Genomic DNA, 25,093 nt, shown 5'->3' with positions numbered 1-25,093 from the left:
ATTAACCATTAATTAAGCGTAAAATATCGTTATACGTGACCGCAATCATAAGCAGGAATAGCATAGCAAAACCAACGAAATGGACCATACCTTCCCTACTCGGATCAACGGGACGTCCTCTTACCGCCTCCACACCAAGGAAAACAAGTCTGCTTCCATCCAGCGCCGGAATAGGCAATAAATTAAATATCCCCAGGTAAAGACTCATTATAGCAGTCCAATACGTCAACTGCTCAATCCCCTGCTTGGCAATTTGCCCTGTCACTTCAAAAGTACGTACCGGGCCTCCCAGGTCATTGATAGAAAAACGTTGGATGAGCTGGCTAAATCCTTGGAAAATAATATCGGTCGTTCTGACCATAGATTGGCCGGCAAATTTGAACGTTTCTCCCACACCTGCTTGGCGTTTTGGAAGTTCGGGTACAATACCCACCTTGCCACCCTTTTGTCCTTCCATAGCACGAGGTGTAATCGTAAGATCAAAGGTCTTACTATCACGGCGAACCGTCCACTTCATCGGCTTGTCTTGAGAATCCGCAATCAGTTTGATCATGTTTTCAACATTTGCACCAATGGCTATTCCATTCACCGATTCGATGATATCTCCCTTATGCAAATCAGCTTCAGCAGCAGGCATACCTGCTGTAATTTCACTAATTTGGACATAAGTCGGGTTGTCCACTTGTATGCCGACCATCTGAATATGCAGACCAAACAAAATAAAAGCAAGAATAAAATTCATCAGGGGTCCAGCAAAAATAGCCATCGCACGCTGTCCTACTGTTTTACTCCCGTACTGCCGATCCTTGGGTGCAATCTGAATGGATTGACCTTTGGTTACCATCATCGCTTGCGGATGTACAGTGTATTGCTGATCTTCGCCATCCACATCCAATTTTAAAGTTAATGACTGTTCCAGATCAATATCCAACACTTCGCCGCGCACCACATTTTTACGATTATCCAGTTGATCTAGATAGATGGTTTTAACGACGTCATCCGTTACGCGTACAGCAATCGTTTGTCCGGCCTCAATTTCATTGACCTCCGGATCCTCTCCCGCCATGCGGGCAAAGCCACCGAACGGCAACAAACGCAACGTAAATCGCGTCTCGTTTCTTTTATAAGAAAACAGTTTCGGACCGAAACCGATCGCAAACTCCCGTACCAGAATCCCGGCGCGTTTGGCAAAATAATAATGCCCCCATTCATGCACCGTCACTATGACGAAAAACATGAGCACCGTCATCAACACTATTTGAATCGTTTCCAATCGTTTCTGTTCCCCTTTCAATGAGATCGAGTTTGTCTTCCTAGATTATCATTATTCTCCGATCCCGCACAAGAGAATCACATTTCGTTTCAAACCCAACATTAGCCTACAACCCCGCAGATATGCTACGAGTCTCTTCGTCACAGGCTTCAATTGCAGAAAGATCAGGATTAGCCACATTGACATGCCGCTCCAGCACACGTTCAATAATAGCTTCAATATGCAGAAAAGAAATTTCTCCACGCAGGAAACGGGCAACTGCAATTTCATTAGCCGCATTAAATGCGGTCGGTGCTGTACCACCCATTTTACCACATTCGAAGGCAAGCCTTAAACAAGGAAAACGATTATAATCCATTTCCTTAAAATGGAGTTTACCCACTTCAGCTAGTGACAACGGCTTCGCCGGGGACTTCATACGCTCAGGGTAAGTCAATGCATATTGAATGGGTACTCTCATGTCCGGATTCCCAAGTTGAGCAACAATGCTTGTATCCTGAAACTCAACATAGGAATGAATAATGCTTTCCGGATGAAGCAACACATGAATGTGCTCATAATCAAGTCCGAATAGCCAATGCGCCTCAATGACTTCCAGCCCCTTGTTTACCATCGTTGCTGAATCAATCGTAATTTTGGCCCCCATTGACCAATTGGGATGCTTGAGTGCATCTTCCACTGTAACTTCACGCAACTGTTCTCTTGTCAAATCTCGAAAAGAACCCCCTGATGCTGTGAGGGTAATATGTGCCACATCTTTCATACGCTCACCATTCAAGCATTGGAAAATAGCTGAATGCTCACTGTCAATCGGCAGCAACGGCACTCCTTTCGCCCGAGCCCGCGCTGTGACCAGATGACCAGCAGTAACCAGTGTCTCCTTATTGGCCAAACCGATCTGTTTTCCAGCCTCAATCGCGGCCAGCGTGGAGTGCAATCCGACACTGCCCATTACAGCCGTCACAACCATATCCGCCTCCGTGTTCGCAGCAAGCTCAACGAGTCCTTCATTTCCCCAATACAGTTTCATTCCAGAAGGCAGTAAAGGACGAATTTCATCCGCCAACTGCCGAGTACCCACAGACACTTTTTTGGGTTTATAAAGATGCGCCTGCTCAGCAAGTAACTTTATATTAGAACCACCTGCTAAAGCCTCAACAGTAAACTGATCCGGGTGCATGGACACTACATCCAGCGTTTGAGTTCCAATAGAACCGGTTGAACCAAGTACCGTAATTCTTTTCATGATGCACCTTCCTATCCTGAAAATCACTTTTATCCAGGAGCTCATTGATTATTATTCAGGCAGCTATGCTACTGGTTCCAACCTTCTAGTAGCGCAGAGTGAGCAGCATAGAGATTAGCCTGAGCATAAACTGTAATCAATAGACTCATGGAAGCAGCATCAGCATATGTACAAATGGAAAAACGACAATCCAGCTGTCGCAACGGTCTAGTATACCACCGTGCCCTGGCAGCAGATTACCGGAATCTTTAATGCCGTACACTCGTTTGTATGCAGATTGTACCAAATCGCCCAGTTGTCCCACAACTGCACATGACAAACCGATGCCGATGGCTTTGCCCCATGGCAGCAGTCCACCCGATAATCCAGCGAATACAAGAGCTATAACCAACGCTAAAACGATGCCGCCAATGGAGCCTTCGACCGTTTTATTCGGACTGATCGCAGGCCATAATTTCGTCTTTCCTGCCATTTTGCCTACAAAATATGCCCCTGCATCACTTGCCCAAATACAAGCCAATAATAAAAATGTCCATAATAGTCCATGTTCCATATGACGTGATTCCGCAATATACGAAAATCCAAACCCTATATAAACGGTACCAAGAAATAATATAGCTACCGTTTGAATCGGGATTTTATTTTTTGTTCCTACCGTGATGATCATAAAAGCTATCATTACCAGCCAAAGCATACTGGCAAAGGGTAAGGGTGAGTGCAAGCCAAAAGGTTCATACGGGAATACAAAAGCTAATATGCTTACGTATCCAAGTATTGCTGTACCTCCAAAAGGAGATACCTGCGTCATTCGTGCGAACTCATAAAATCCGATTAGGGCCATCGCCAATATAAGCAAATGGTAGGCCAAGCCGCCCCACAGGACCATCGCCAAAAAGAATATGCCTGCCAGAATACCGGTAATTAATCTCTGTCTCAACGGCTTTCATCCTCCATTTACTTCAGTCCGCCATACCGTCGTGTTCTTTGCTGATATTCGATCACTGCTTCGTATAAGTGTTCTTTCTTAAACTCAGGCCAATAAATATCAGTAAACCACAACTCACTGTAGGCAAGCTGCCAGAGCATAAAATTACTAAGTCTAAGCTCACCGCTTGTTCGAATCAGTAAATCAGGGTCTGGCATACCGCTAGAAAGCAACGTACTACCGATCAGCTCAGATGTTATATCTTCCGATTTAAGCTTCCCATCCGCAATTTGACGGCCCAATGTTTGCATGCATTCGGTGATTTCCAACCGACTTCCATAATTTAATGCAAAATTAAGAACAAGTCCGGTATTATTTTCAGTTCGTCGAGTCGCTTCAGTCAGCGCTTCAACGGTATGGGAAGGTAAATGTTCTTTATTGCCCATCATACGTACTTGCACATTTTTTTCAATCAACTCATCTAGCTCAATAGCCAGAAATTCCTGCGGTAAGCGCATTAGAAAATCAACTTCGTCCTTTGGACGCGTCCAATTTTCAGTTGAAAATGCAAACAAAGTCAAATACTTAATACCCAGTTCATCCGCCGCAATTGCTGTGCGTTTCACTGCCTTCATTCCATTTTGGTGCCCTACAATCCGCGGCATTCCAATCCGTTTGGCCCATCTGCCGTTCCCATCCATGATGACAGCAACATGCTGCGGAATATTGTCTTTTGAAATGGCCGGTATTTGCTGTTTTTGTTCCCCGTTCCACCAAGACCGAACCCGTTTGATCATTCCAGTTCCTCCAGCATTCTCTGAAAATGTGCCTCAGGCTTGAAAAGAGACAAACCCCACCGTAAGGGAGGGGCTGCCAATCTTTTAGACTTCCATAATTTCTTTTTCTTTTGCAGCTAAAACTTTATCCACTTCAGCGATAAACTTATCAGTTGTTTTCTGGATATCTTCCTGATGTTTACGAGATTCGTCCTCGGAAATATCACTTTTCTCCAATTTTTTGATGTCATCATTGGCATCACGACGAATGTTACGAATAGCGATCTTCGCTTCTTCACCGTTCTTCTTTGTCAACTTCACCAAGTCAGTTCTGCGCTCCTCCGTCAAAGCAGGAATGCTAAGACGAATGGTGTTACCGTCATTCGAAGGTGTCAAACCTAAATCGGATTTTTGTATAGCGCGCTCGATATCGGCCAAGGAAGATTTGTCCCAAGGCTGAATCATCAAGGTCCGGCTGTCAGGTGTATTGATATTCGCCAGTTGGTTGACTGGAGTCATTGCACCATAATACTCTACCTGTACACGGTCCAGTAAAGCTGGTGTCGCCCGTCCTGCACGCAAAGATGCAAGATCACGTTGCAATGCCTGGATTGCTTTTTGCATGCGTTCCTCAGCACTCTTTTTCACAGATTGTGGCATTAATTTACACTCCCTTTGACGATCGTACCAATTTTCTCACCCAGCACGACACGTTTAATGTTACCTTGCTCTGTAATAGCAAAGACAATCAACGGAATATTGTTATCCATGCACAACGAGGAAGCAGTAGAATCCATGACACCGAGATTTTTGTTGAGCACATCCAAATACGTAAGCTGCTCATATTTCTCAGCTGTGCTATCTTTAAACGGATCAGCAGAATATACGCCATCCACTTTATTTTTAGCCATCAGAATCACTTCCGCTTCGATCTCAGCGGCACGCAGTGCAGCTGTAGTATCAGTCGAGAAGAACGGATTACCTGTACCTGCTGCAAAAATAACAACCCGACCCTTTTCTAAATGACGGATAGCTCTACGACGAATGTAAGGTTCTGCAATCTGTTGCATCGCAATGGATGTTTGTACACGGGTAGGTACCTCAATCTGTTCCAAAGCATCCTGTAAGGCCAGTGAGTTCATCACCGTTGCCAGCATACCCATGTAATCTGCCGTGGCCCGGTCAATTCCGTTGGCACTTCCAGCAATACCGCGCCAGATGTTACCGCCACCACACACGATAGCAACTTCTACTCCCAGTTCCACTACGTCTTTGACTTGTTCTGCAATGGATGCAATCGTATCCGCGTCAATACCGTAACCGTTAGGACCTGACAGCGATTCACCACTAACTTTCAGGACAACACGCTTAAACACAGGTTTTTCCAAATGATCACCCTCCAATATCATTTATACTTTATGTAACAGGATAGGTGTCCTGTTGCAAGAAATGGAACACTGATGTGTCCCATTTCCATTTTTCCATATGCGATTACCGTTCGTTGGTAATTATTGTTTCACTTGAGACATAACTTCTTCGTAGAAGTTGTCTTCTTTTTTCTCCAGACCTTCACCCAGTTCAAAACGAACAAAGCGACGCAGGGAGATGTTTTCGCCAATCGTACTGATTTTTTCGTTGATAAGCGTGGAGATTGTTTTGTCTGGATCTTTGATGAAAGATTGCTCCAACAAACAGAACTCTTCATAGAACTTACCAATACGGCCTTCAACCATTTTTTCAACAATTTTTTCTGGTTTACCTTCGTTCAGTGCTTGTGCTTTCAGGATTTCTTTTTCTTTTTCGATCTCTTCCTGTGGCACTTCTTCACGACGAACATAACGAGGGTTCGATGCAGCGATATGCATTGCAATGTCGCGCACAAAATCTCTGAACTGGTCTGTTTTAGCTACGAAGTCTGTTTCGCAGTTTACTTCTACCAGTACGCCGATACGGCCGCCAGCATGAATGTAGGATTCAACAACACCTTCAGTAGCAATACGACCTGCTTTGTTGGCTGCAGCTGCAAGTCCTTTTTCGCGCAGAACTTCAACCGCTTTTGTCAAATCACCGTTTGCTTCTTCAAGCGCTTTTTTACAATCCAGCATTCCTGCGCCTGTTTTTTCACGAAGCTCTTTTACTGCGCTAGCATTAACTGCCATATTATTTCCCTCCAAATTTGATTTTCAGTGGTATACCGTGCTTATTCCTTAAAAAAAGGGTAGTGAGAGGTTATACACCTGCCAACCACCCTTTTCATTTAATTCATATAGTTATTTCCTAATGGAAATGTTATGCTGTAGTTTCTTCGCCTTGGTTTGCTTCCATAACTGCATCAGCCATTTTACCTGTCAGCAATTTAACAGCGCGAATTGCGTCGTCATTACCTGGGATAACATAGTCGATTTCGTCTGGATCGCAGTTTGTATCAACGATACCTACGATTGGGATGCCCAATTTGCGAGCTTCAGCAACCGCGATACGTTCTTTGCGTGGATCAATGATGAACAGAGCACTTGGAAGGCCCTTCATGTTTTTGATACCGCCCAAGAATTTTTCAAGACGATCTTTTTCTTTGCGAAGAATGATAACTTCTTTTTTAGGAAGAACTGCGAATGTACCGTCTTCTTCCCAAGCTTCCAGTTGTTTCAAACGGTCAATACGTTTTTGAATCGTTTGGAAGTTAGTCAGCGTACCACCCAACCAACGTTGGTTAATGTAAAATTGACCAGCGCGTGCTGCTTCTTCTTTAACGGAATCTTGTGCTTGTTTCTTCGTGCCTACGAACAGAATTGTACCATTCTCAGCTGCAATGCTTTTTACAAAGTTGTAAGCTTCCTCAACCTTTTTCACTGTCTTTTGCAAGTCAATGATATAAATACCGTTTCTTTCAGTGAAGATATAACGATCCATTTTCGGGTTCCAGCGACGTGTTTGGTGACCAAAGTGAACCCCAGCTTCCAAAAGCTGTTTCATGGAGATTACTGCCATCTTCACGCACCTCCTAAGTTTGGTTTTTTGTGTGTCCTCCGCCGACATCATTTTTCATAAAGACTTTCAATTGGAAAGCACCCTTTATAAAATTAACCGACGTGCGTTTTTAACACCGTTAATTAATATACCATAACACTTGCATCGTTGCAACCAACTTTTCGACAATAGTTAGAACAACGCAAGATATGACGTTTTACGCCTCTCATTGAACTTTTCAGCAAGAATAAAAGCCGTCCACTTCCCAGTCTGGTCAGTTGGACGACCTTTTCGTAATTTTAGTAATGATAGAACTGAAATCCTCACCTTTAGCAAACTGATAGGTACCGGTACGAATTTTGGTATTGATTTTTTTAGCCTTAGCTGCTGCCTCAAATGCACTAGCATCCGATACGACCCCTGCCCGTTGCAATCCTGATGCCACACTTCTCAAATTGCTTCCCGATGCAATGCTATACTGCACTTGTGGGGTGACAGGCTGCTTGGGGATATTGGGAGTCGCTGTAGTGCCAGAACTTTGAGTTTGCGGCTTATTCGGACTTTGTGGAACCGATGTGCTGCTCGAAGGTTTAGAACCAGCCGAGGATATGCTGTTTGCAGGTGCCTTTGGTGTTGCTGGCGTTTGAGCTGGTTTAGCTTTTTGGGGTGCAACGGGAGTTTTATTACCTTCCTTGATCACCTTATTACGCCATTCCTCTTCTGTCATTTTCGGGTCAGAGCTGTCACTGACCTGGAGATTTAATCCGGCTGCTGCCTTTTCTAATTGCTCTCGCGTCATGTTTTTCGGGTCTGTGGAAGATTGCTGCGATTGCCCCTGACCGATCAATGCCAGTTGCAATAGCAATGCCCCCGTTATAAGACCAGTACCCATGCCTAGCATAAATGAACGGTTTTTGATCACGTTACATCCTCCCGCTCCGCGAGTTGCAAAATAAGCTGTACTTCACCCCGTTGAATGCCTGATTGCTTGGCTATATAGTCCACCGACTTGCCTTGCTCATGCAGCGCAAACAACTCTTGATAACGATCACGGATGGACTCTGCTTCCTGCTCAGTTTCAGGATCTTGTAATGCCGTCTGCTCCTCCATAGTTATGAGGAGAGCTTCTGAACCAGAGTAGCCTTCCTGCACAGACATTTCAGGTTGCGGACTTTGAAATTGACCGTATGCAACCGCTGCCTGATGAGAAGCAGCTGTATGTTGTATTTCCTTAGGTACAGGCTCGGTTTGCATAGACACAGTTGCAAACATAGCCTGGCGCTCAAGCTCCACGATACGGCTCCGAAGCTCAGCTACTTGCTCCTGTAATGCCGCCTGTTTCACTGTATGCTCCTGCTTCATACCAGAAACGAGCTCAATCAACTCGTCATTATCGTTTTCAATATCGGCCATATATTGCTCTAATGTGGCCTCGACCTTTTGGACGACGGCCTCTTCTGTTCCCCGGCCTGGCTGACGCTTAGGCTGTAGCCAGGCGTAGACAACAGCTGCGGCGCCCAGTAGAACAATATAAATCCATGGTTGATCCACTGCCCATCGTCTCCTTTAATAACGCTTCTCCACCTGTCGGATCAGAGCGAAAAATCAATATGGTGTCCCTTGAATGGATGCTCTGCCGGATGCTCCTTAGGCAGTTCAGCCTCATCTGGCCGGGAGCGGCTCTGCTGGGAAGAATCTCTGCTCTGCCCCCCTGTTTGCCGCTCACCGACGAATGTTTCCGCAGACTGATCTACAGCACTGCTTCGCTGACGCATATTCTCCGTCTCCAGCGCGGCCTTTTGTCCAAGCAATGCTTGATCATTCATCGGCCGCTGCTGGGACTCACTTTGGTATTTTCCAGCTTCGCTGGTGCGAGGTACGGCAATTTGCAATTCAACAGCCTTCAAGCTCATTGGACCACACCCTTTCCGATTGGGCATCCGTATCTTTCTTCCAAGGAATACAATGTTAAATGTTGTTTATCAGTGTGCCGAATTACACGTAGGAGGACATGCTGATGTCTCCCTCATGATAATAAAACGCCATTCTTTCCACTGAATCTTTAATAAATTTTGTATATCTGCCGATAACTATTTTAGAGCCACCATAAATCACATTTTTCACTTCTACCCGTGCGCGGCTTGTATCCTCTAATGTTCGTTCAATTTCAAGCATTCTGGACTTGGTTTCCAAAAGCTCCTGTTCATTAGATTTTTTAGTAGATGTCAGCTTGATTCGCATAGCCATTCTTTCAGGTGCAAGCTGTCCGGCGGCGGCAAGCTGATCCAATATGGTAAGAGCCTTATTCGTTTTATCCTGGCTGTCTGTCTGCTGCTTCAAACGTGCGCGGAGTTCTGTCAGTTCATCGCGCAGTTCGGGAAGTACACCCACTTCGATATTGGTAGCTGTGGACATCGTATTACCGACGGTACGAGCCACTACCTTTTTACCAGCTTGTACACTGCCACCTACGATAAGCCCTTTTGTCCCTTCGCAGATTACATTATTACTCGCTTTGATCTGGGAATGCATGATACTCTGGGATACAAGTACATCGCCTCCCGCAATCACGTTACCATCTTGTATAAACGAGCATTTCACATTTTGTGCAGCTTTCACGAACCCCTTATGGTATCCGATAATACCGCCAGTGATTTCCACTGAACCTTCCGCCACAATTTCGGCCCCTTCCACACCACCGATGACACGAATGTCGCCAGCCGCCCGAACCCGGAAACCTGTCAAAACATTCCCACGAATGACGACGGTTCCAACAAAATCAATGTTGCCGACACTATAATCGACGTCCCCGTTAACTTCATATACGGGGAACACATTAAGTTTGCCCTTTTCAGTCGTAGTTACCAGTCCGTCAATAGCCGCATACATCGCAACACCTTCTGGATGAATCACTACATTTTTTCCAACTTTAAAACGCGCCTCTTTACCTGGAAGAAAAGGAATTTCCTCTCCGGTTACAGCAATCCCCGGTACACCTGGCAGAGGATCAACCCGTTCGGCAATCAGTTGACCACGTTTTACATTTCTTAAACGAGTTAGTTCTTTATAATCCACCCGTCCATCCACGGTTTCAAGCGGCTTATGTGCATCTTCGCCAGTCACAATATCAGCCAGATTGATTTTTCCGTCTGTGCCATGGATCGGCTGCTTTCCCTGAGCAATCAGTAATTTTCCGAAGAAATGATCTTCCGGACTTGCCGCAAATACGCGAATTGCATCGGTTATTAAACCGTAGGATATTTTTTGGTTGCTTAGAAAACGCTCTAATTCTTCCACAGAACAGGCAAAGCCTTCTTCACGTTTGGCAAACTCCAAGTAGGCGGTTTGTTTGTCAGGTGAGACAACCACTTTTAAAAACTGGTCCAAAGCATATTGCTTCTCCACAAGGGTGCTCCTTCCGTCTAACTGTTACTGTAACCTCCCGTACGTTAATCTTTACGCATTAGCAAATCCCGTTGTTTGTCCAATGTCGCTCTCAGACGTAATATTGCTTTGGAATGCAACTGTGAAATTCGCGATGGAGATAGCGACATGACCTCAGCGATTTCGCTGAGTGACAAATCCTCGTAATACAATAAAGAAACAACGATACGTTCTTTTTCAGTCAATTTATCAATGCCTTGTGCAAGGGCATCACGAAGTGTAAATTCATTGACCTTATGATCCGGATTTTTCGCCTTCTCGTCCACCAAAAGGGAAAGCCGTGTTTCCGATTCCTCTTCGCGGATCGGATCCTCCAGTGAGACAATCGACATAACAGCGACCTCTTGGATCATATTTTGAAACTCTTTCTCAGAAACGTCCAAATAATGACTCATCTCTTCGTCGCTGACCGTGCGTAGATATCTTTGTTCCAAATGCTGGTATGCATCCTCGATTTTTTTCGCTTTTTCCCTAACTGAACGAGGAACCCAATCCCCTTGACGAAGACCATCCAAAATCGCTCCACGAACACGCCAAGAAGCATAAGTCTCAAACTGCAAACCACGCTCATAGTCAAATTTCTCTAAAGCGTCAATCAAACCCATAACGCCGTTACTCGCCAGATCATCCTTGGATACATTTTTAGGCAAGCCTACTGCAAGACGGCCTGACACATACTCTACAATATGGAGATACTTTTCAATTAACTGTTTTTTTGCTTCCTTGTCACCGTGTTCTTTCCATTGTTCCCATAGTTCGGAATGGTTTAAATGAGCGGCTTTTCGCTCGTTCATCGGCTTCACCCTCCTTATTTGTCTGTCAGGTGACGAACGGCCTTGGCCAATTCTTCAGGGTCCTTGTTGGAAACCAGCTTAGGTGGGTTTAAAGGTGCAAAACCATTATCCCCCTCGTCCGTCTGCTCTGGTTTCGGTTTCAGCAATTCATTCAGGTCTTCATTTTCGTCTGGTGTCGTCAGGTCCAGATTCCCCCCTACGCCATCTACCTGAGAGCTTGCCCGGCTTTGGGCATTCCCCAGATCTGGCCGCGCTACAACACCTAGTGTCCAGCGCAGCACAAATGCAAGTAGGAACCAAAAAACGAAGGCGATCAAGCCACGAATTAAGCTCGTGGTCAGCAGATTGCTGCCAACGGACAACACAAAAGTCAGAATAAATCCGACTACTCCAGACCAAAGATTAATGCGTAAGCTGCCAAATAACATGTTTATAATTCCTTTACACCTTTTTGTACGCTTCGAATATTCAAAACGCCAGTTTCAGAGTCCAACTCAATCGTTCGTCCATAATTGCCGCCTGTGTCCTCCGCAATCAAAGGAATGCCGAGATCTACGAGCATTTCCTTGCATGATTCTACATTACGTGGACCAATCCGCATGGTGTCTCCACTACCAGCAAAGGCGAACATCTGCGCTCCCCCTGCCATTTTGGCAATCAGCCTGCGTCGTTCTGCACCCAATTTCAGCATCCTCTCAAATAACTCGGGCAGCGCCGTATCCGCATATTTGGCTATATTCAGCTGCCCTTCACGCGCAATATCTGAGGACGGTAGCATCACATGTGCCATGCCTGCCAGTTTCAAATGAGGATCATAGAGGGTCAATCCGACGCAGGAGCCAAGTCCTGTCGTACGAATCGAGTTCGGATTGCTGGTAACATTTAAATCTGCCATGCCGACTTTAATGATGCTTTTATCCTCAATCATCGTTCATCGGGACTCCTAACGACCTAAAGATTTTCCCGAACGATTCTGGATCAGGAATCAGGAAAAATTGACCCTCTATCTGATTCTGCCCTTCCAGAAACGATGTGTCAATCAATAATGCAGCATCTCCCATCTGCCCAAACTGCAGCAGTCCGTAGCTAAGAATTGCTCCTGCCATGTCCAACGCCAGCGCAGGGACTGTTGGATACATGGATAAACGTGTGAAATCGGCCAGCGAAGACAGGTAAGAGCCCGCTAAAATGTTTCCGATCTCCGACAGGGCTGAGTGCTCCATTTCGTTAAAACTGTCCTCGTCATCTGAAGGAATATTCGCCAAACGGGAAAGTAAGCCTTTTGCCGCCTGAGGCTGCAATATGAAGAATAGATTGCCGGGGGCTTCCCCTTCTACCCTAAAAAATATTGCAACAACAAGTTGCTCATTTCCACCGACTTTATCGGCAATTTCCTCAAAAGGCAGCATTTGTACTTTGGGCACACCCATGTCGACCGGTTTATTGAGAAGCCGGGAGAGCGCTGTAGCAGCGTTCCCCGAGCCAATGTTGCCGACTTCTTTCAACACATCCAACTTGAAGTCTTCGAGATTCCCAAGATTCTCCATATGTTAATCCTCTAAGCCTTCCAGTTGGTTCATTTCGCTACGATTCAGGACTTCGGACAAGTTCAGCATAATCAACAAGCGCTCTTCACCAATTTTAGCAACTCCGCGAAGATATTTAGCCTTAACTCCGCCAATCACTTCCGGTGGTGTCTCGATATTGTCAGTATTCAGGTCAATAACGTCATTCGCTGAATCAACGATAAAGCCGACTTGCATTTCGCCCACTGCAACGATAATGATGCGGGTTTGATCGGTATATTCAGCTTCAGGCAATCCAAATCGGCCACGAAGATCAATAACCGGAATGACTACGCCTCTCATGTTGAATACACCTTTTACAAAATCGTAAGTTCTTGGAACCCGTGTAATCGGCACCATGCGTTCAATAGATTGGACTTTTTCTACTTCAACACCGTATTCCTCTTCACCAAGCTTAAATACGATAACTTTAATTTCTTCTCCCATGTCTAAAAACCCTCCTTATTGATGTCAGCAACTTCACATTTCTTTCATTTCTGATGAAGACATTATTTAATGAAAACATTCGGGTCAATGATCAACGCAACCTGACCGTCACCCAGAATCGTGGCACCTGAAATTCCTTGGATGTTTGGAAGGTATTTGCCCAGATTTTTAAGGACAATTTCACTTTGTCCCAAAAAGTCCTGTACAGAAAGAGCTGCCAAACGGTCTCCCTTTCGGATGACCACGACCTCTGTCTCTTCTTCTTCATCTTCATTGAAGTCCGGTACCTCAAACAGCTGACTCAAGGAGATGAGCGGGATATGAGAATCGCGGAAAGCAATCATTTTATTGCCATGTACAGAACGAATTTGTGTCCGTTTGACAATCGCAGTCTCCACAATGGAGGACAATGGGATCGCATATTTTTCAGAACCGATCTGTATCATCATGGCTGCAATAATGGATAGGGTGAGCGGCAATTGCACAGAGAAATTAGTGCCTTGGCCCAGTGTAGAGTGAACCGTAACATTGCCACCCAAAGCAGTGATTTTGGATTTAACAACGTCCAAACCGACACCGCGTCCTGATACGTCTGAAATGACTGCAGCTGTGCTAAAGCCTGGAGCAAACAATACCTGATAAGCTTCCTCGTCGGTCATGACCGCTGCTTGCTCTGCTGTCAAAATCCCTTTAGAAATAGCACTGTTTAGTACCTTATCGCGATTAATACCATTTCCGTCATCTTCAATCTCGATGAATACGTTATTTCCGCTATGAAAAGCACGCAAGTTAACCGTTCCTGTCTCAGGTTTACCAGCTGCAATCCGATCGGCTACCGACTCAATGCCATGATCCACGGAGTTACGAAGCAAATGCACCAGAGGATCGCCAATTTCGTCGATAACAGTGCGGTCCATTTCAGTCTCTGCTCCAGTAATAACCAAATCAAGTTTTTTATCCAGCGATTTGGCCAGATCGCGCACCATACGCGGAAAACGATTGAAAACAGTGTCTACTGGTACCATCCGCAATTTAAGAACGACGTTTTGTAAATCGCTGCTCACACGACTCATGTGCTCTACCGTTTCTGTCAGTGCTGGATTGGAAGCTTCACTTGCCAACTGCTCTAACCGCACGCGGTCAATGAGCAACTCGCTAAATAAGTTCATAAGTACATCCAGACGTTCAATATCTACACGAATCGTACGGTTATGCGTAGGGGCAGCTGCCTTAGCTGCTGGCGTCTTACCTGCAGCTGCCTTAGCCACAGAGGCCGCAGCTGAAGACTGCGGCTGGGATGGAGCAGGTGATTGCACGGCAACAGGAGCTTCCTGTACCGCAGCAGTCTCAGCCAGTCCAGCAGTAACTTCGCTCATTTGTTTAAGCGATTCCTGATCTAGTTGTACCACTGAGACAGTGTCAATTTCAGAGATGCCCGCGATTTCCTTTTCCAGCTCCCCAACTTCTTTCTGCGTTATGTAATATAACGAGAAGCTTTGCTCGAATTTCTCCTGCTCAATATCCTGTACCGACGGATAGGCCTTGACGATTTCACCAGAGTTTTCCAGTGTATTAAACACCATAAAAGCACGCGCCGCCTTTAACTGGCTCTCTGAGCTGATTGTTACCTGTATATAGTGAACACGATGTCCTTCAGAAATAGATTGCTCCAATACAGAATACTGGAACTGATCCAAAACAAGCCCAGCACTATCGTTTTTGCCCACTTTTTTAGATGGAGACTCCTCAGTCGCAGCATTTGCGCCGGTCTTTTGGAAATCCCCGCTCACGATGGATTGTAGTGAAGATACAATAGAGGAGACATCCGCTTTTCCGTCGCCTCCCTCTGTAATGTGCTGCACCATGGACTCCAGAGCATCCAATCCCTTAAATAAGGTATCGAATATAAATTCATGCATCGCCAGCTTGTTGTTACGTACAAGATCAAGAACGTTTTCCATTTGGTGGGTAAGCGATGCTAGGTCTTCAAACCCCATCGTAGCAGCCATTCCCTTGAGGGTATGGGCAGAACGGAAAATCACCTGAACGATACCTAGATCAGTTGGATTGCTTTCCAGTTGAAGCATTTTTTCGTTAAGAGATTGCAGATGATCATTCGACTCATCAATAAACATGTTTAAATATTGGTTCATGTCCATTGTGAGACACCTCCTCCATGAGTTACACTCCGATTATTTCACAACTTGTACAAGCTTGGGGGCGATCTCCTGCATTGGCAGAAGGTGACGCACACATTTTAACTCTACTGCTGAGCGGGGCATTCCGTACACTACACAAGTTTCCTCATTTTCAGCAAATGTGGATTGTACCCCAGCATCATAAAGCTTCTTCATCATTTTGGCCCCGTCGCTCCCCATTCCAGTGAGCAATACTAGATGCCGCTCCAACGAGGTTAACGAGAGCAACGATTCAAACATCGTATCTACGGAAGGACGGTGACCATTGCGAGCTTCCTCCGTCTTCAGTGACACAGTGTATTTACCACCAGCTCCTGGTACAATTCTTAGTTGATATCCCCCTGGGGCAATGTAGGCCGTTCCAGTCTCCAACGTCATTCCCTGCTCAGCCTCCACAACTCGGAGTGGACTTAACGTGTTTAAGCGTTGTGCCAGCGAACGAGTGAAGTTTGGCGGCATATGCTGAACGATAACGATTGGAGCAGGAAAATCACCAGGAATGCGTTCCAACAGCGTCTTAAGCGCCCGCGGACCGCCCGTAGAACATCCCACCGCCACTAGTTTGCGAAAGTTGGACGTGTGCACACCTTTTTTAAGTGACAATCCCTTAGGTGCGGCAGGAACTGTAGGTGCCGCTACTGGAGGCGTAGCAGCCGCAGGAGTACGAGTAGCTGATGAAATCACCGTCTTATGGGGCTCCGGCTTAACCAAGCCTGCTTTATCCTTACCATGCAGCGATTTGCCAGCGGCCGTAGTAGTACTGTTTAGTTGCCCTGGTGTTCGTCCTATCCCCTTGGACAAATCTTCCTTCTTCTGAACAGTAGGTGCTTGGACTGACTTATTGCTTGGCTGAGCAGCTGGCTGCTGTTCTATGCGCCCCGCTGTAACAGATGTTCCAGACTGTTGTCGTTTAGTTTCCTGCTTGGCTACTGCCGGGGCGGACTTGCCAACATCACGCTTCGGCTGAGCTGATACAGCAGGTGAAGGAGCAAGCGGAACAACAGGAGACTTGTCTGTCGAAGCTTGACTGCCTGATCGCTTCTCAGTCACAGCCTGTCCTGGAGGCTTTTGCTGTGGCGTTTTTTTCGCTTGTTCCAATGCAGCTTTGCGCTCATTAGCTTCCTTGCGCTCCAGACGACTCCGCACTGCTTGCATAGCAGTGTGCATCTGTTCCAGCAGCGCCTTGCTCACTTGCTCAATATCTTGCGCATGAGCGATGGAAGGCTTTCTTATAAAATCGAAAGCTCCTGCCTCCAGAGCCATGATGGTCTCCTTCATGCCTTGTTCATTAATGCCTGACAGCATAATTACAGGTAGCGGATGGGCTGCCATAATCAATGGCAATGCTTCAAGACCATTCATTTCAGGCATCTCGACATCCATGGTGACCAAATCGGGCTGCAATTCCTTCACTTTCTCTACAGCCTCTTTGCCATTGGCGGCTGTACCTACGATGTTGAACGACTCATCCCTTACAATTAAATCTGTAATAATTTTGCGCATAAAGGCCGAATCATCTACAACCAGCACCCGGTAAGCACACATGTTAAACACCTCTGTTTCCTCTCATCAAAATCAATGTACAGAACGCCGCAACCATTTTTGCATAAACCCTTTAATTCCACTCAATGCACCTGATTGCGGAATCTGTGGCATTGCTGCAAAACGGTGTGCCAGATTCAATACATCTCTTGAAGCCGCACATCCCGGAAAAGCAACCATAAATGGTACTTGCCTTTTGACTGCTTGCATGACATGAGTATCATCACTGATATGTCCAAGCAACGGGATATCGATCTCCAAAAAGCGTTTCGCAACCAGTGCGATCTTATCGGCAACTTGACGGGCCTCATTATCGTTATCGGCACGATTGACTATAATTTTGAATACCGTATCCTTTTGCAAACCGCTGACGACTTTAATTAGCGCATACGCATCTGTTAAGGACGTCGGTTCCGGTGTAGTTACAACCAGGCATTCGTCAGCTGAAGTGATGAATTTAAGGTTTTCTTTGGATAAACCTGCACCTGTATCAAATAGAATATAATCCATATCTGCTGCCATTTTCTCTACTTCTTCGGCAAAATAATTCAGATCGTCATCCGATAACGTAAACAATTCGCTCAAACCCGATCCTCCAGCAATATAAGGCAAACCACCTACACCCGTTTGAATAATTTCATCAATTGATTTCTCACGTTTTAGCAGATGTAAAAGATTGTATTGTGAATTGGCTCCCATTAATACATCAATATTGGCCATACCTATATCAGCATCAAACACAAGTACCCTTCGACCAAGGGATTGCAGAGCAAGAGCAAAGTTCAGCGTGAAATTGGATTTGCCCACCCCGCCTTTACCACTGGTGATCGTTATAATTTTTGCTTGACGATTACGTGGAGGCAATCGATATTGATCCAAGGAAGAAGCCATTTGTCTAAGTGATTGGGCTTGGTCACTCATATGGAATCTCCGTTAACTCCTGTTGATGTTTTGGGTCCAAGCAGCATGCTTGTCACCATTTCTGTATCGGGATGAAGCAGGTCATCAGGAACATTTTGCCCATTGGTAATATAGGCCAGCTGCATCGGAAATTGATGCAAAAGATTAAACATTCCACCGCAGCTACCTGTCTCGTCCATCTTAGTAAACACAACCTTACCGAGACCAAACTTGCTGAAATGTCCAGTTATATTGAGCATATCTTTGCTTTTGGATGTTAGGCTGAGTACCAGATACGTCTCACTTTCATTAATAGGCGAAAGCAGACTTTGCAGTTCCGAAACAAGTAATTCATTTCGATAATTTCGTCCTGCCGTATCCATGAGGATCAGGTCACAATGTTCCAGACGTTGAATGGCTCTGTGAACGTCACCGGGAGATTGCACAACTTCAAGCGGTACATTCAAAATCGTAGCATATGTACGCAGTTGCTCGACGGCAGAAATCCGGTACGTGTCAGAAGTAATAAATCCAACTTTGCGATGATGCTTAAACAACTGTTCTGCTGCTAACTTGGCAATAGTTGTTGTTTTCCCTACTCCGGTAGGACCTGCCACATACACAATTTTGGTATCTTTGGAGATCCCTTTGTCCAGTCTTGTCTGAATAAAACTGGCCACTTCCTCACGAAAGGCTTGTTCCCAATCGAAAGTTTCAGGCGCAAAAGGGTGCTCACTCCGACGCACATATACCTGTTCGAGCCAATACTCCAGTAAATCACGTTCCACTTCCTGTTCCAGCACACGCTCACAAATCTCTTGCAGCGGCTCCGGCCAAGTACTTTCCATTGAAGAGTTTCGGGAAAACCGAGTCATCATAGCTTTCATTTCCCGCAATTCATTAAGCAGAGCCTGATTTTCCTCCGCTCCGCTCTTGTCTGGAACGCTTGCTTCAATGGGCTGTTTAAACAGTTCGCTGGATGATTTCATGTTCGAAAGTAATGCTTCATGATCAAGTGCTTGAGACGTAGTCTCCAGATTATTAGCAGACCTAGATGACAAATGCTCAGTTGCTGAAGCTGCTTGTTCTGCATCGATCATTAATTCAGCTTGTTCTTCTTTGGAACCACCCGTCATCTGCGTTACCCGCCGGTAAGCTTCTGGAGCAGCTTGTCTGGGAACCACAGGCATAAATGATTTTTCTGGCTGTTCAGGAGCGTTCATTTGAGGTGAAGCCGCCCGGGCAAGCTCTTGTGAAGATGGTCCAAACCGTCGTGGCTTTTGAGGTTGCTTCTCCTCTACCGCAGCTACCACTTCGATTTTCTTTTTACTGAACATTCCCATGAAACCGCCGACCTTCATTTCCTTTGTACTTAAAATGACGGCGTCTGTTCCTAAGTCACCCCTGATTTGCAGCATAGCTTCTGGCATGGTATCCACTACATATCGTTTCACTCTCATAAGTTCACCACCCCGACACTTTGAATTTCAACGTTCGGCTCCAGCTCACTGTACGACAGCACTGGGACATCCTGCATCGTCCGCTCCATCACTTGCCGCAAATACATACGAATTGTCGGTGACGTTAACACAATAGGCTGCTGTCCAGATTGAATGAGACGGTTGATTTGCTCCATCATTCTTTGATACACCGTTTGCGTTGACACCGGGTCTAGAGCTAAATAGCTACCTTGCTCCGACTGTTGCACGCTTTCAGCAATTTTCTTCTCCAATCCTGGTCCCACTGTAATAACGCGTAACGTCTCCCCTTGTTGGGCAAATTGCTGCGTAATCTGACGGGACAACGCCTGACGGACATATTCAGTCAGCACGTCGGGATCTTTTGTATAAGTACCGTAGTCAGCTAGTGTTTCGAAAATAGTCACCATATCGCGAATGGAGATTTTTTCTTTCAACAGCTTGGCTAACACTTTTTGTACGTCCCCAATCGCAAGCACAGAAGGAATAAGGTCGTCCACCAGCACTGGATAATTCTCTTTGAGATTGTCGACCAGCGAACGTGTCTCCTGTCTGCCAAGCAACTCATGAGCATGTTTCTTGATCGTCTCCGTAAGATGAGTAGCTACAACTGAAGGTGGATCAACTACGGTATAACCAGACAATTCCGCAACATCCTTGGTGTTCTCATCAATCCAGAGCGCAGGCAATCCGAAGGCTGGTTCCGTCGTTTCGATTCCTGTAATAGAATCATCGTCGTATCCTGGACTCATAGCCAGGTAATGATTTAACAGAAGCTCTCCGCCGCCCACGGTATTACCTTTAATTTTAATTACATACTCGTTAGGTTTGAGCTGAATGTTGTCTCGAATACGAATGACCGGTACAACCAAACCCAGTTCCAAAGCACATTGACGACGGATCATAATAATCCGATCTAATAAATCCCCGCCCTGCTGTGTATCCGCCAGCGGAATTAACCCGTATCCAAATTCAAATTCAATTGGATCTACCTGAAGCAAATTAATGACACTTTCCGGACTACGGACTTCTTCAATTTGTTGCTCCTCTTCCAGCTGTTCATCGGCTATTTGCTTGCGCTCCATATTGCCCTGCATTCTTCGAGCCGCAAAAAACAGCAGAATCGCCAGTGGAAGAGTTGTAATGATATGAATAGGTGTGAAAAGCCCTAATAATGCAATTGTGGCAGCCACAATGTAGATCAGTTTTGGATAAGAAAAGAGTTGTCCAGTTAAATCCTCTGCCAAGTTGCCATCTGACGTAGCCCGCGTAACAATCAAGCCTGACGCCGTGGATATGAGCAGTGCGGGAATCTGACTGACCAGTCCGTCACCGATGGTGAGGACAGAATAAGTCGACAGCGCCTCTTGAAATCCTTTTCCCTGAACGGCCATACCGATAATAAAGCCACCGACCAAGTTAATGATCAAAATGATAATACTAGCAATGGCATCACCTTTAACGAATTTACTCGCACCATCCATCGCCCCGTAAAAATCTGCTTCCCGTTCGATTTTACTACGTCGTTCACGGGCTTGCTGCTCATTGATCAAACCTGCATTCAGATCCGCATCAATACTCATTTGTTTACCCGGCATTGCATCCAATGTAAACCGTGCGCCTACCTCAGCAACCCGCTCAGATCCCTTAGTGATAACAATGAACTGTACGACCACGAGAATGAGAAAGACAACAAAACCGACGGCAATTTGCCCTCCTGCAATCCAACTACCAAACGTAGCAACTACTTCCCCTGCATGGCCCTCACCTAAAATAAGTTTGGTTGTAGAGATATTAAGTGCCAAACGAAATAACGTTGTAATGAGCAGCAATGAAGGAAAAATAGAGAACTGTAAAGCTTCCTTCGTATTCATAGAAACGAGTAGAATCATTAAAGCAATAGAAATATTAATGACGAGTAGGATATCCAGCAGCCATGATGGGATCGGGAGAATCATCATAAGAACGATACCGATGACGCCTGCAAGGACAGTTATTTCTTTTATTTTCACGGGTCTCTAGCCCTCCGATCCCTTTATTTCACTTTACCTTTTAATTTATATACATACGCCAGCACTTCGGCAACGGCCTGGAACAGATCAGCTGGTATAGCATCCCCGATTTCGGCTCTTTGAAACAGCGCTCGCGCCAGCGGCTTGTTTTCCATCGTTATAACGCCGTTTTGCTTGGCAATTTCTTTAATTCGGAGCGCAACGTAATCTTGCCCTTTCGCAATAATCTGCGGCGCTTCCATCTCCGAACCGTCATATTTCAAAGCCACAGCAAAGTGCGTAGGGTTGGTAATGATGACATCTGCATTAGGAACCTCCTGCATCATACGCTGCATAGCCATACGGCGCTGACGCTCGCGAATTTTCCCTTTGATCAGCGGGTCACCCTCCATTTTCTTGTATTCATCCTTGATGTCCTGTTTGGACATTTTCAGGTTTTTCTCATGCTCATAACGTTGATACATATAGTCCAATACCGCTAAAACGAACAGCACCACACCAATTTTGAGCCCCAGTTCCATCGTTAATGAAGCTGTAAAGCTCAACATCTGATCGCCGGACATTTCAGCCAGTTTGGGTAGGTCAGCCTTTGTTTTCCAGAGTACGCTGTACACCAGATAACCAATTACGGTCATCTTTAAAACAGATTTCAGGAATTCAACCAATGACCTCATGGAAAAAATATTTTTGAATCCTTTAATCGGATCAATCTTGCTAAACTTGGGCGTAATGCCCTCTCCGGTTAATAAAAAACCGATCTGCATGTAATTTGCTGCTATCCCAATGACAATGGCCCCAATAAAAATAGGTGCCAGCATAATTAAGATTTGCACGCCATATTCGCCCATCATCAGCAGCGTTGTGTTCGGCGTTACCTCCATAGAAAGCCGATTCACAAAAATATCCCGAAATAGTCGAACCGCATGGTCCTTAAAATACCCGCCGAAAATCATGAGGCAAAAAAACGTAACCAGCAGGACACCAGCGGCGGGCAACTCCATGCTTTTGGCAACCTGCCCTTTTTGTCTTGCATCCTGTTTCTTTTTGGGTGTAGCTTTTTCCGTTTTTTCCCCTGAGAACAACTGCAGGTTCATAGCATATTTAAATGACAAACTACGTTCCTCCAGACCAGACATTAAGGACGATTACCCATAATATCCAACAAGTTGCGCATGGATTCGAACATCACAGAAAACAATCTTTCGAATATAAAAGCAAAACTTGGCATGAGAAGCAGTAACATGAACAGTCCCACAATAATTTTAAGAGGTACACCAATGACAAAAATGTTGAATTGTGGCGCTGTTTTAGCTAAAAAACCGAGTCCCACATCCGTTAAAAAGGTAGCTACTACAATGGGGGCAGCAATTTGAAAGGCCAGCATAAATGATTCCGCAAAAGAACGTACCAGGAATTCAGTTACACTGCCACCATACAGCTTTACAAAAAAATCATTTGTCAACGGTACCCAATCATAGCTGTATAAGATAGCATTTAGCAGATGATGGTGCCCATTTATACTTAAAAAGAACAATACAGCTATGGCAAACTTAAAATTCCCTGTTAAAGGCGTTGAAGCCCCTGTCATGGGATCAAACACACTCGCCATTCCGAACCCCACCTGTAAATCTATAAATGAACCTGCGGTTTGGATCGCTGTCATGAACAGATATGCAGTAAATCCCAATAACAACCCAATCAGCACTTCACGGCCCACTAACAGCACATACGCTACATCGGTCGGTACCTGTTGATGCGTTCCATATGTAAGATACACGACCAAAGCTAGAAATCCTGAAATTCCGACCTTAAAGATATTAGGTACACCTCGGGTCGAAAAAATAGGCGCTACTACAAAAAATGAGGTAATCCGACAAAAAATCAGCAAAAAAACAGGAAAACTTTGTAACAATATGTTCATAACATTCAGCCTAACCTATATATTTGTACAAATTGTCCAGAATGTTATACGTAAAGTCCACTAATGTGGTCAATATCCAAGGCCCGAACAAAAGCAATGCCAGCAATACGGCGACAATCTTCGGAACAAAGGCCAGTGTCTGCTCCTGAATTTGGGTTGTCGCCTGAAAAATGCTGATAATCAAACCCACGACTAGCCCCAAAATCAGCATCGGAGCGCTCACCTTGAGTACAATGTACACCGCTTGCCCAGCCAGGGAAATAATAAACTCCGAAGTCATTGCCGTCCTCCTTGATTGCTGTCCTTGCATGAAGTACTCATGTGTTAAAACTTAGAAGCAACGATTTGACTACCAAATACCAACCATCTACAAGTACAAAGAGCAGTATTTTAAAAGGAAGTGAAATCATTACCGGTGGTAGCATCATCATCCCCATAGCCATGAGTGTACTCGACACTACAATGTCTATAACTAAAAATGGTATGAAAATCATAAAGCCCATCTGAAAGGCCGTTTTCAACTCACTGATTGCATAAGCCGGAACCATCACCGTTAGTGGAATATCCTGATAATTCTTTGGTTTTTCCATCTTGGTGTATTTCATAAAGAGCAGTAGATCCTTCTCACGTGTATGAGAGAACATAAAGGTCTTGATCGGTACCGATGCCTTGTCCAGCGCCTGAGACTGTGTTATATCCCCCTTGAGATACGGCTGAAGCGCAGTTTCATTCATAGCTGAGAACGTCGGTGCCATAATGAATAAAGTGAGAAACAAAGCCAGTCCAACAAGCACCTGATTAGGCGGCATCTGCTGGGTTCCCAGCGAAGTTCGCACAAAGCCAAGCACAATCACAATTCGCGTAAAACTTGTCATAAGTACAAGCAACGCGGGCGCTACACTAATGACAGTAATAAGTAAAATAATAGACAGCGAGGTGGCACCGGGCTGTCCTTTGTCCGAATTGCCGACTTGAATATCAATGTTCGGAATCGGTTCCGCAGAGGCCGCCGTCACCGAAATGAAGCTGAACAAGACAAGCAGCAAACATGCAAGTATAATCTTTTTTCTCATGAATCTCCCGACCGATCTGTAGTATTCTCCTCATTGCGCAGCTTTTCAAGTTTATCCTTGCGATTCGGCATTTGCCGAAGCTTGGATTCAAACATCTCGTGAAAAGATGTCTCCTCTTCAGGCTGCTGCTGTGCCACGTTGTTCCGGCGAAGCTTATCCGCAATTTTAGCGAATAGCGGGGCAATCGGGCCGCGCTGCAGAGAAGCTTCCTGCTCCAGTGCGGCCAAAATTTGCTCCACTTCTTCAGGATCGGATACTTTGTCAACAAGCTGGATATCTTCTCCCACACCAATGAGGTACACACTGCTACCTACTTCAACAAGCTGAAGGGATTTATTGGGACCCAGTCCCACGCCTCCCAGTATGCGAACGGAGCGGTTGCTGAACCAGCTCTGATTTCTTTTACTCAAAAACCGTATCAAGTACACGATCAGTACGATGATAAAGATTAGCACGAAAAGGACCCAGGCAATGTTGCCTATATTGCTGGATGTACTCAATGCGTCAGAGGCACCCTGTTGTGTATCCATAC

General features: G+C 45.4%; 27 protein-coding genes. All 27 read right to left on the bottom strand.

Annotation, left to right across the window (positions count from 1 at the left end; translation table 11 throughout):
* Position 1 precedes the first annotated feature (1 nt).
* The 27 genes from rseP to NSQ57_RS09840 all read right to left on the bottom strand — a co-directional run bounded on the left by rseP (position 2) and on the right by NSQ57_RS09840 (position 25,091).
* Entirely contained in the window at positions 2–1,273 is a 1,272-nt protein-coding gene (gene rseP, locus NSQ57_RS09970) for an RIP metalloprotease RseP (protein ID WP_069011406.1), read from the bottom strand.
* Between the two features lie 106 nt (positions 1,274–1,379).
* A complete protein-coding gene (locus tag NSQ57_RS09965) occupies positions 1,380–2,519 on the bottom strand; it encodes a 1-deoxy-D-xylulose-5-phosphate reductoisomerase (protein WP_069011405.1) in 1,140 nt (379 codons plus the stop codon).
* A gap of 145 nt (positions 2,520–2,664) precedes the next feature.
* Positions 2,665–3,456, bottom strand: a complete 792-nt coding sequence (locus NSQ57_RS09960; RefSeq protein WP_029517015.1) for a phosphatidate cytidylyltransferase — start codon at positions 3,454–3,456, stop codon at positions 2,665–2,667.
* Between the two features lie 17 nt (positions 3,457–3,473).
* Positions 3,474–4,241, bottom strand: coding sequence for an isoprenyl transferase (locus tag NSQ57_RS09955; protein ID WP_039274672.1), 768 nt, complete (start codon positions 4,239–4,241; stop codon positions 3,474–3,476).
* An 84-nt stretch (positions 4,242–4,325) separates the two neighbouring features.
* The gene (gene frr, locus NSQ57_RS09950; RefSeq protein WP_029517013.1) at positions 4,326–4,880 is read right to left on the bottom strand and encodes a ribosome recycling factor; all 555 of its coding nucleotides are present in this window, start codon (positions 4,878–4,880) and stop codon (positions 4,326–4,328) included.
* Positions 4,880–5,608, bottom strand: coding sequence for a UMP kinase (pyrH, locus tag NSQ57_RS09945; protein WP_013309918.1), 729 nt, complete (start codon positions 5,606–5,608; stop codon positions 4,880–4,882). The genes frr and pyrH overlap by 1 nt, the downstream gene beginning before the upstream one ends.
* Before the next feature lie 120 nt (positions 5,609–5,728).
* Positions 5,729–6,379 carry a translation elongation factor Ts gene (tsf, locus tag NSQ57_RS09940; protein ID WP_013309917.1) on the bottom strand — a complete coding sequence of 217 codons (651 nt, stop codon included), beginning with the start codon at positions 6,377–6,379 and terminating at the stop codon, positions 5,729–5,731.
* A gap of 130 nt (positions 6,380–6,509) precedes the next feature.
* A complete protein-coding gene (rpsB, locus tag NSQ57_RS09935) occupies positions 6,510–7,208 on the bottom strand; it encodes a 30S ribosomal protein S2 (RefSeq protein WP_013309916.1) in 699 nt (232 codons plus the stop codon).
* A 253-nt stretch (positions 7,209–7,461) separates the two neighbouring features.
* Positions 7,462–8,109 (bottom strand): endolytic transglycosylase MltG, encoded by a 648-nt coding sequence (locus NSQ57_RS09930; protein WP_342425961.1) that lies wholly within the window; start codon positions 8,107–8,109, stop codon positions 7,462–7,464.
* Positions 8,106–8,738, bottom strand: coding sequence for a hypothetical protein (locus tag NSQ57_RS09925; RefSeq protein ID WP_342425960.1), 633 nt, complete (start codon positions 8,736–8,738; stop codon positions 8,106–8,108). Before NSQ57_RS09925 ends, NSQ57_RS09930 begins: the two co-directional genes overlap by 4 nt.
* Before the next feature lie 41 nt (positions 8,739–8,779).
* Entirely contained in the window at positions 8,780–9,100 is a 321-nt protein-coding gene (locus tag NSQ57_RS09920; protein WP_029517010.1) for a hypothetical protein, read from the bottom strand.
* Between the two features lie 82 nt (positions 9,101–9,182).
* Positions 9,183–10,592, bottom strand: a complete 1,410-nt coding sequence (locus NSQ57_RS09915) for a FapA family protein (RefSeq protein WP_039274680.1) — start codon at positions 10,590–10,592, stop codon at positions 9,183–9,185.
* A 44-nt stretch (positions 10,593–10,636) separates the two neighbouring features.
* Positions 10,637–11,425 carry a FliA/WhiG family RNA polymerase sigma factor gene (locus tag NSQ57_RS09910; protein WP_013309911.1) on the bottom strand — a complete coding sequence of 263 codons (789 nt, stop codon included), beginning with the start codon at positions 11,423–11,425 and terminating at the stop codon, positions 10,637–10,639.
* Between the two features lie 14 nt (positions 11,426–11,439).
* The gene (locus tag NSQ57_RS09905) at positions 11,440–11,853 is read right to left on the bottom strand and encodes a hypothetical protein (RefSeq protein ID WP_029517008.1); all 414 of its coding nucleotides are present in this window, start codon (positions 11,851–11,853) and stop codon (positions 11,440–11,442) included.
* Positions 11,854–11,855: 2 nt separating this feature from the next.
* Positions 11,856–12,353: a chemotaxis protein CheD gene (locus NSQ57_RS09900; protein WP_010346358.1), complete on the bottom strand. Its 498-nt coding sequence runs from the start codon at positions 12,351–12,353 to the stop codon at positions 11,856–11,858.
* The gene (locus NSQ57_RS09895; RefSeq protein ID WP_029517007.1) at positions 12,346–12,972 is read right to left on the bottom strand and encodes a chemotaxis protein CheC; all 627 of its coding nucleotides are present in this window, start codon (positions 12,970–12,972) and stop codon (positions 12,346–12,348) included. The genes NSQ57_RS09900 and NSQ57_RS09895 overlap by 8 nt, the downstream gene beginning before the upstream one ends.
* Before the next feature lie 3 nt (positions 12,973–12,975).
* Positions 12,976–13,437, bottom strand: coding sequence for a chemotaxis protein CheW (locus tag NSQ57_RS09890; RefSeq protein WP_007430046.1), 462 nt, complete (start codon positions 13,435–13,437; stop codon positions 12,976–12,978).
* 62 nt (positions 13,438–13,499) lie between these two features.
* On the bottom strand, positions 13,500–15,596 hold the full coding sequence (locus NSQ57_RS09885; RefSeq protein ID WP_069011401.1) for a chemotaxis protein CheA: 2,097 nt from the start codon (positions 15,594–15,596) through the stop codon (positions 13,500–13,502).
* 33 nt (positions 15,597–15,629) lie between these two features.
* Complete coding sequence (locus tag NSQ57_RS09880) at positions 15,630–17,180, bottom strand: chemotaxis protein CheB (protein WP_029517004.1); 1,551 nt, start codon at positions 17,178–17,180, stop codon at positions 15,630–15,632.
* 30 nt (positions 17,181–17,210) lie between these two features.
* A complete protein-coding gene (locus tag NSQ57_RS09875) occupies positions 17,211–18,098 on the bottom strand; it encodes a MinD/ParA family protein (RefSeq protein ID WP_342425959.1) in 888 nt (295 codons plus the stop codon).
* Positions 18,095–19,537: a flagellar biosynthesis protein FlhF gene (gene flhF, locus NSQ57_RS09870; RefSeq protein WP_342425958.1), complete on the bottom strand. Its 1,443-nt coding sequence runs from the start codon at positions 19,535–19,537 to the stop codon at positions 18,095–18,097. Before flhF ends, NSQ57_RS09875 begins: the two co-directional genes overlap by 4 nt.
* Entirely contained in the window at positions 19,534–21,567 is a 2,034-nt protein-coding gene (gene flhA / locus NSQ57_RS09865; protein ID WP_016820963.1) for a flagellar biosynthesis protein FlhA, read from the bottom strand. The genes flhF and flhA overlap by 4 nt, the downstream gene beginning before the upstream one ends.
* Positions 21,568–21,590: 23 nt before the next feature.
* Positions 21,591–22,703, bottom strand: a complete 1,113-nt coding sequence (flhB, locus tag NSQ57_RS09860; protein WP_039274693.1) for a flagellar biosynthesis protein FlhB — start codon at positions 22,701–22,703, stop codon at positions 21,591–21,593.
* On the bottom strand, positions 22,703–23,488 hold the full coding sequence (fliR, locus tag NSQ57_RS09855) for a flagellar biosynthetic protein FliR (protein WP_023988198.1): 786 nt from the start codon (positions 23,486–23,488) through the stop codon (positions 22,703–22,705). Before fliR ends, flhB begins: the two co-directional genes overlap by 1 nt.
* A gap of 10 nt (positions 23,489–23,498) precedes the next feature.
* Positions 23,499–23,768 (bottom strand): flagellar biosynthesis protein FliQ, encoded by a 270-nt coding sequence (gene fliQ, locus NSQ57_RS09850; protein ID WP_007430038.1) that lies wholly within the window; start codon positions 23,766–23,768, stop codon positions 23,499–23,501.
* Between the two features lie 37 nt (positions 23,769–23,805).
* Positions 23,806–24,561: a flagellar type III secretion system pore protein FliP gene (gene fliP, locus NSQ57_RS09845; RefSeq protein WP_013309901.1), complete on the bottom strand. Its 756-nt coding sequence runs from the start codon at positions 24,559–24,561 to the stop codon at positions 23,806–23,808.
* Entirely contained in the window at positions 24,558–25,091 is a 534-nt protein-coding gene (locus NSQ57_RS09840; protein ID WP_340955209.1) for a flagellar biosynthetic protein FliO, read from the bottom strand. The genes fliP and NSQ57_RS09840 overlap by 4 nt, the downstream gene beginning before the upstream one ends.
* Positions 25,092–25,093: the final 2 nt, after the last annotated feature.

It is taken from the genome of Paenibacillus sp. FSL L8-0502 (assembly GCF_038593055.1).
In the GTDB taxonomy this organism is placed as follows: Bacteria; Bacillota; Bacilli; order Paenibacillales; family Paenibacillaceae; genus Paenibacillus; species Paenibacillus polymyxa_D.
Note: the sequence above shows the minus strand (reverse complement) of the source record. Positions and strands in the feature narration are given on the sequence as shown.

Coding starts and splice junctions, on each gene's coding strand:
- NSQ57_RS09965 (WP_069011405.1), bottom strand. CDS start 2,519: ATGAAAAGAATTACGGTACTTGGTTCAACCGGTTCTATTGGAACTCAA.
- NSQ57_RS09955 (WP_039274672.1), bottom strand. CDS start 4,241: ATGATCAAACGGGTTCGGTCTTGGTGGAACGGGGAACAAAAACAGCAA.
- frr (WP_029517013.1), bottom strand. CDS start 4,880: ATGCCACAATCTGTGAAAAAGAGTGCTGAGGAACGCATGCAAAAAGCA.
- tsf (WP_013309917.1), bottom strand. CDS start 6,379: ATGGCAGTTAATGCTAGCGCAGTAAAAGAGCTTCGTGAAAAAACAGGC.
- rpsB (WP_013309916.1), bottom strand. CDS start 7,208: ATGGCAGTAATCTCCATGAAACAGCTTTTGGAAGCTGGGGTTCACTTT.
- NSQ57_RS09920 (WP_029517010.1), bottom strand. CDS start 9,100: ATGAGCTTGAAGGCTGTTGAATTGCAAATTGCCGTACCTCGCACCAGC.
- NSQ57_RS09910 (WP_013309911.1), bottom strand. CDS start 11,425: ATGAACGAGCGAAAAGCCGCTCATTTAAACCATTCCGAACTATGGGAA.
- NSQ57_RS09905 (WP_029517008.1), bottom strand. CDS start 11,853: ATGTTATTTGGCAGCTTACGCATTAATCTTTGGTCTGGAGTAGTCGGA.
- NSQ57_RS09900 (WP_010346358.1), bottom strand. CDS start 12,353: ATGATTGAGGATAAAAGCATCATTAAAGTCGGCATGGCAGATTTAAAT.
- NSQ57_RS09895 (WP_029517007.1), bottom strand. CDS start 12,972: ATGGAGAATCTTGGGAATCTCGAAGACTTCAAGTTGGATGTGTTGAAA.
- NSQ57_RS09890 (WP_007430046.1), bottom strand. CDS start 13,437: ATGGGAGAAGAAATTAAAGTTATCGTATTTAAGCTTGGTGAAGAGGAA.
- NSQ57_RS09885 (WP_069011401.1), bottom strand. CDS start 15,596: ATGGACATGAACCAATATTTAAACATGTTTATTGATGAGTCGAATGAT.
- NSQ57_RS09880 (WP_029517004.1), bottom strand. CDS start 17,180: ATGTGTGCTTACCGGGTGCTGGTTGTAGATGATTCGGCCTTTATGCGC.
- NSQ57_RS09875 (WP_342425959.1), bottom strand. CDS start 18,098: ATGAGTGACCAAGCCCAATCACTTAGACAAATGGCTTCTTCCTTGGAT.
- flhF (WP_342425958.1), bottom strand. CDS start 19,537: ATGAGAGTGAAACGATATGTAGTGGATACCATGCCAGAAGCTATGCTG.
- flhB (WP_039274693.1), bottom strand. CDS start 22,703: ATGTCTGGTCTGGAGGAACGTAGTTTGTCATTTAAATATGCTATGAAC.
- fliR (WP_023988198.1), bottom strand. CDS start 23,488: ATGAACATATTGTTACAAAGTTTTCCTGTTTTTTTGCTGATTTTTTGT.
- fliQ (WP_007430038.1), bottom strand. CDS start 23,768: ATGACTTCGGAGTTTATTATTTCCCTGGCTGGGCAAGCGGTGTACATT.
- fliP (WP_013309901.1), bottom strand. CDS start 24,561: ATGAGAAAAAAGATTATACTTGCATGTTTGCTGCTTGTCTTGTTCAGC.
- NSQ57_RS09840 (WP_340955209.1), bottom strand. CDS start 25,091: ATGGATACACAACAGGGTGCCTCTGACGCATTGAGTACATCCAGCAAT.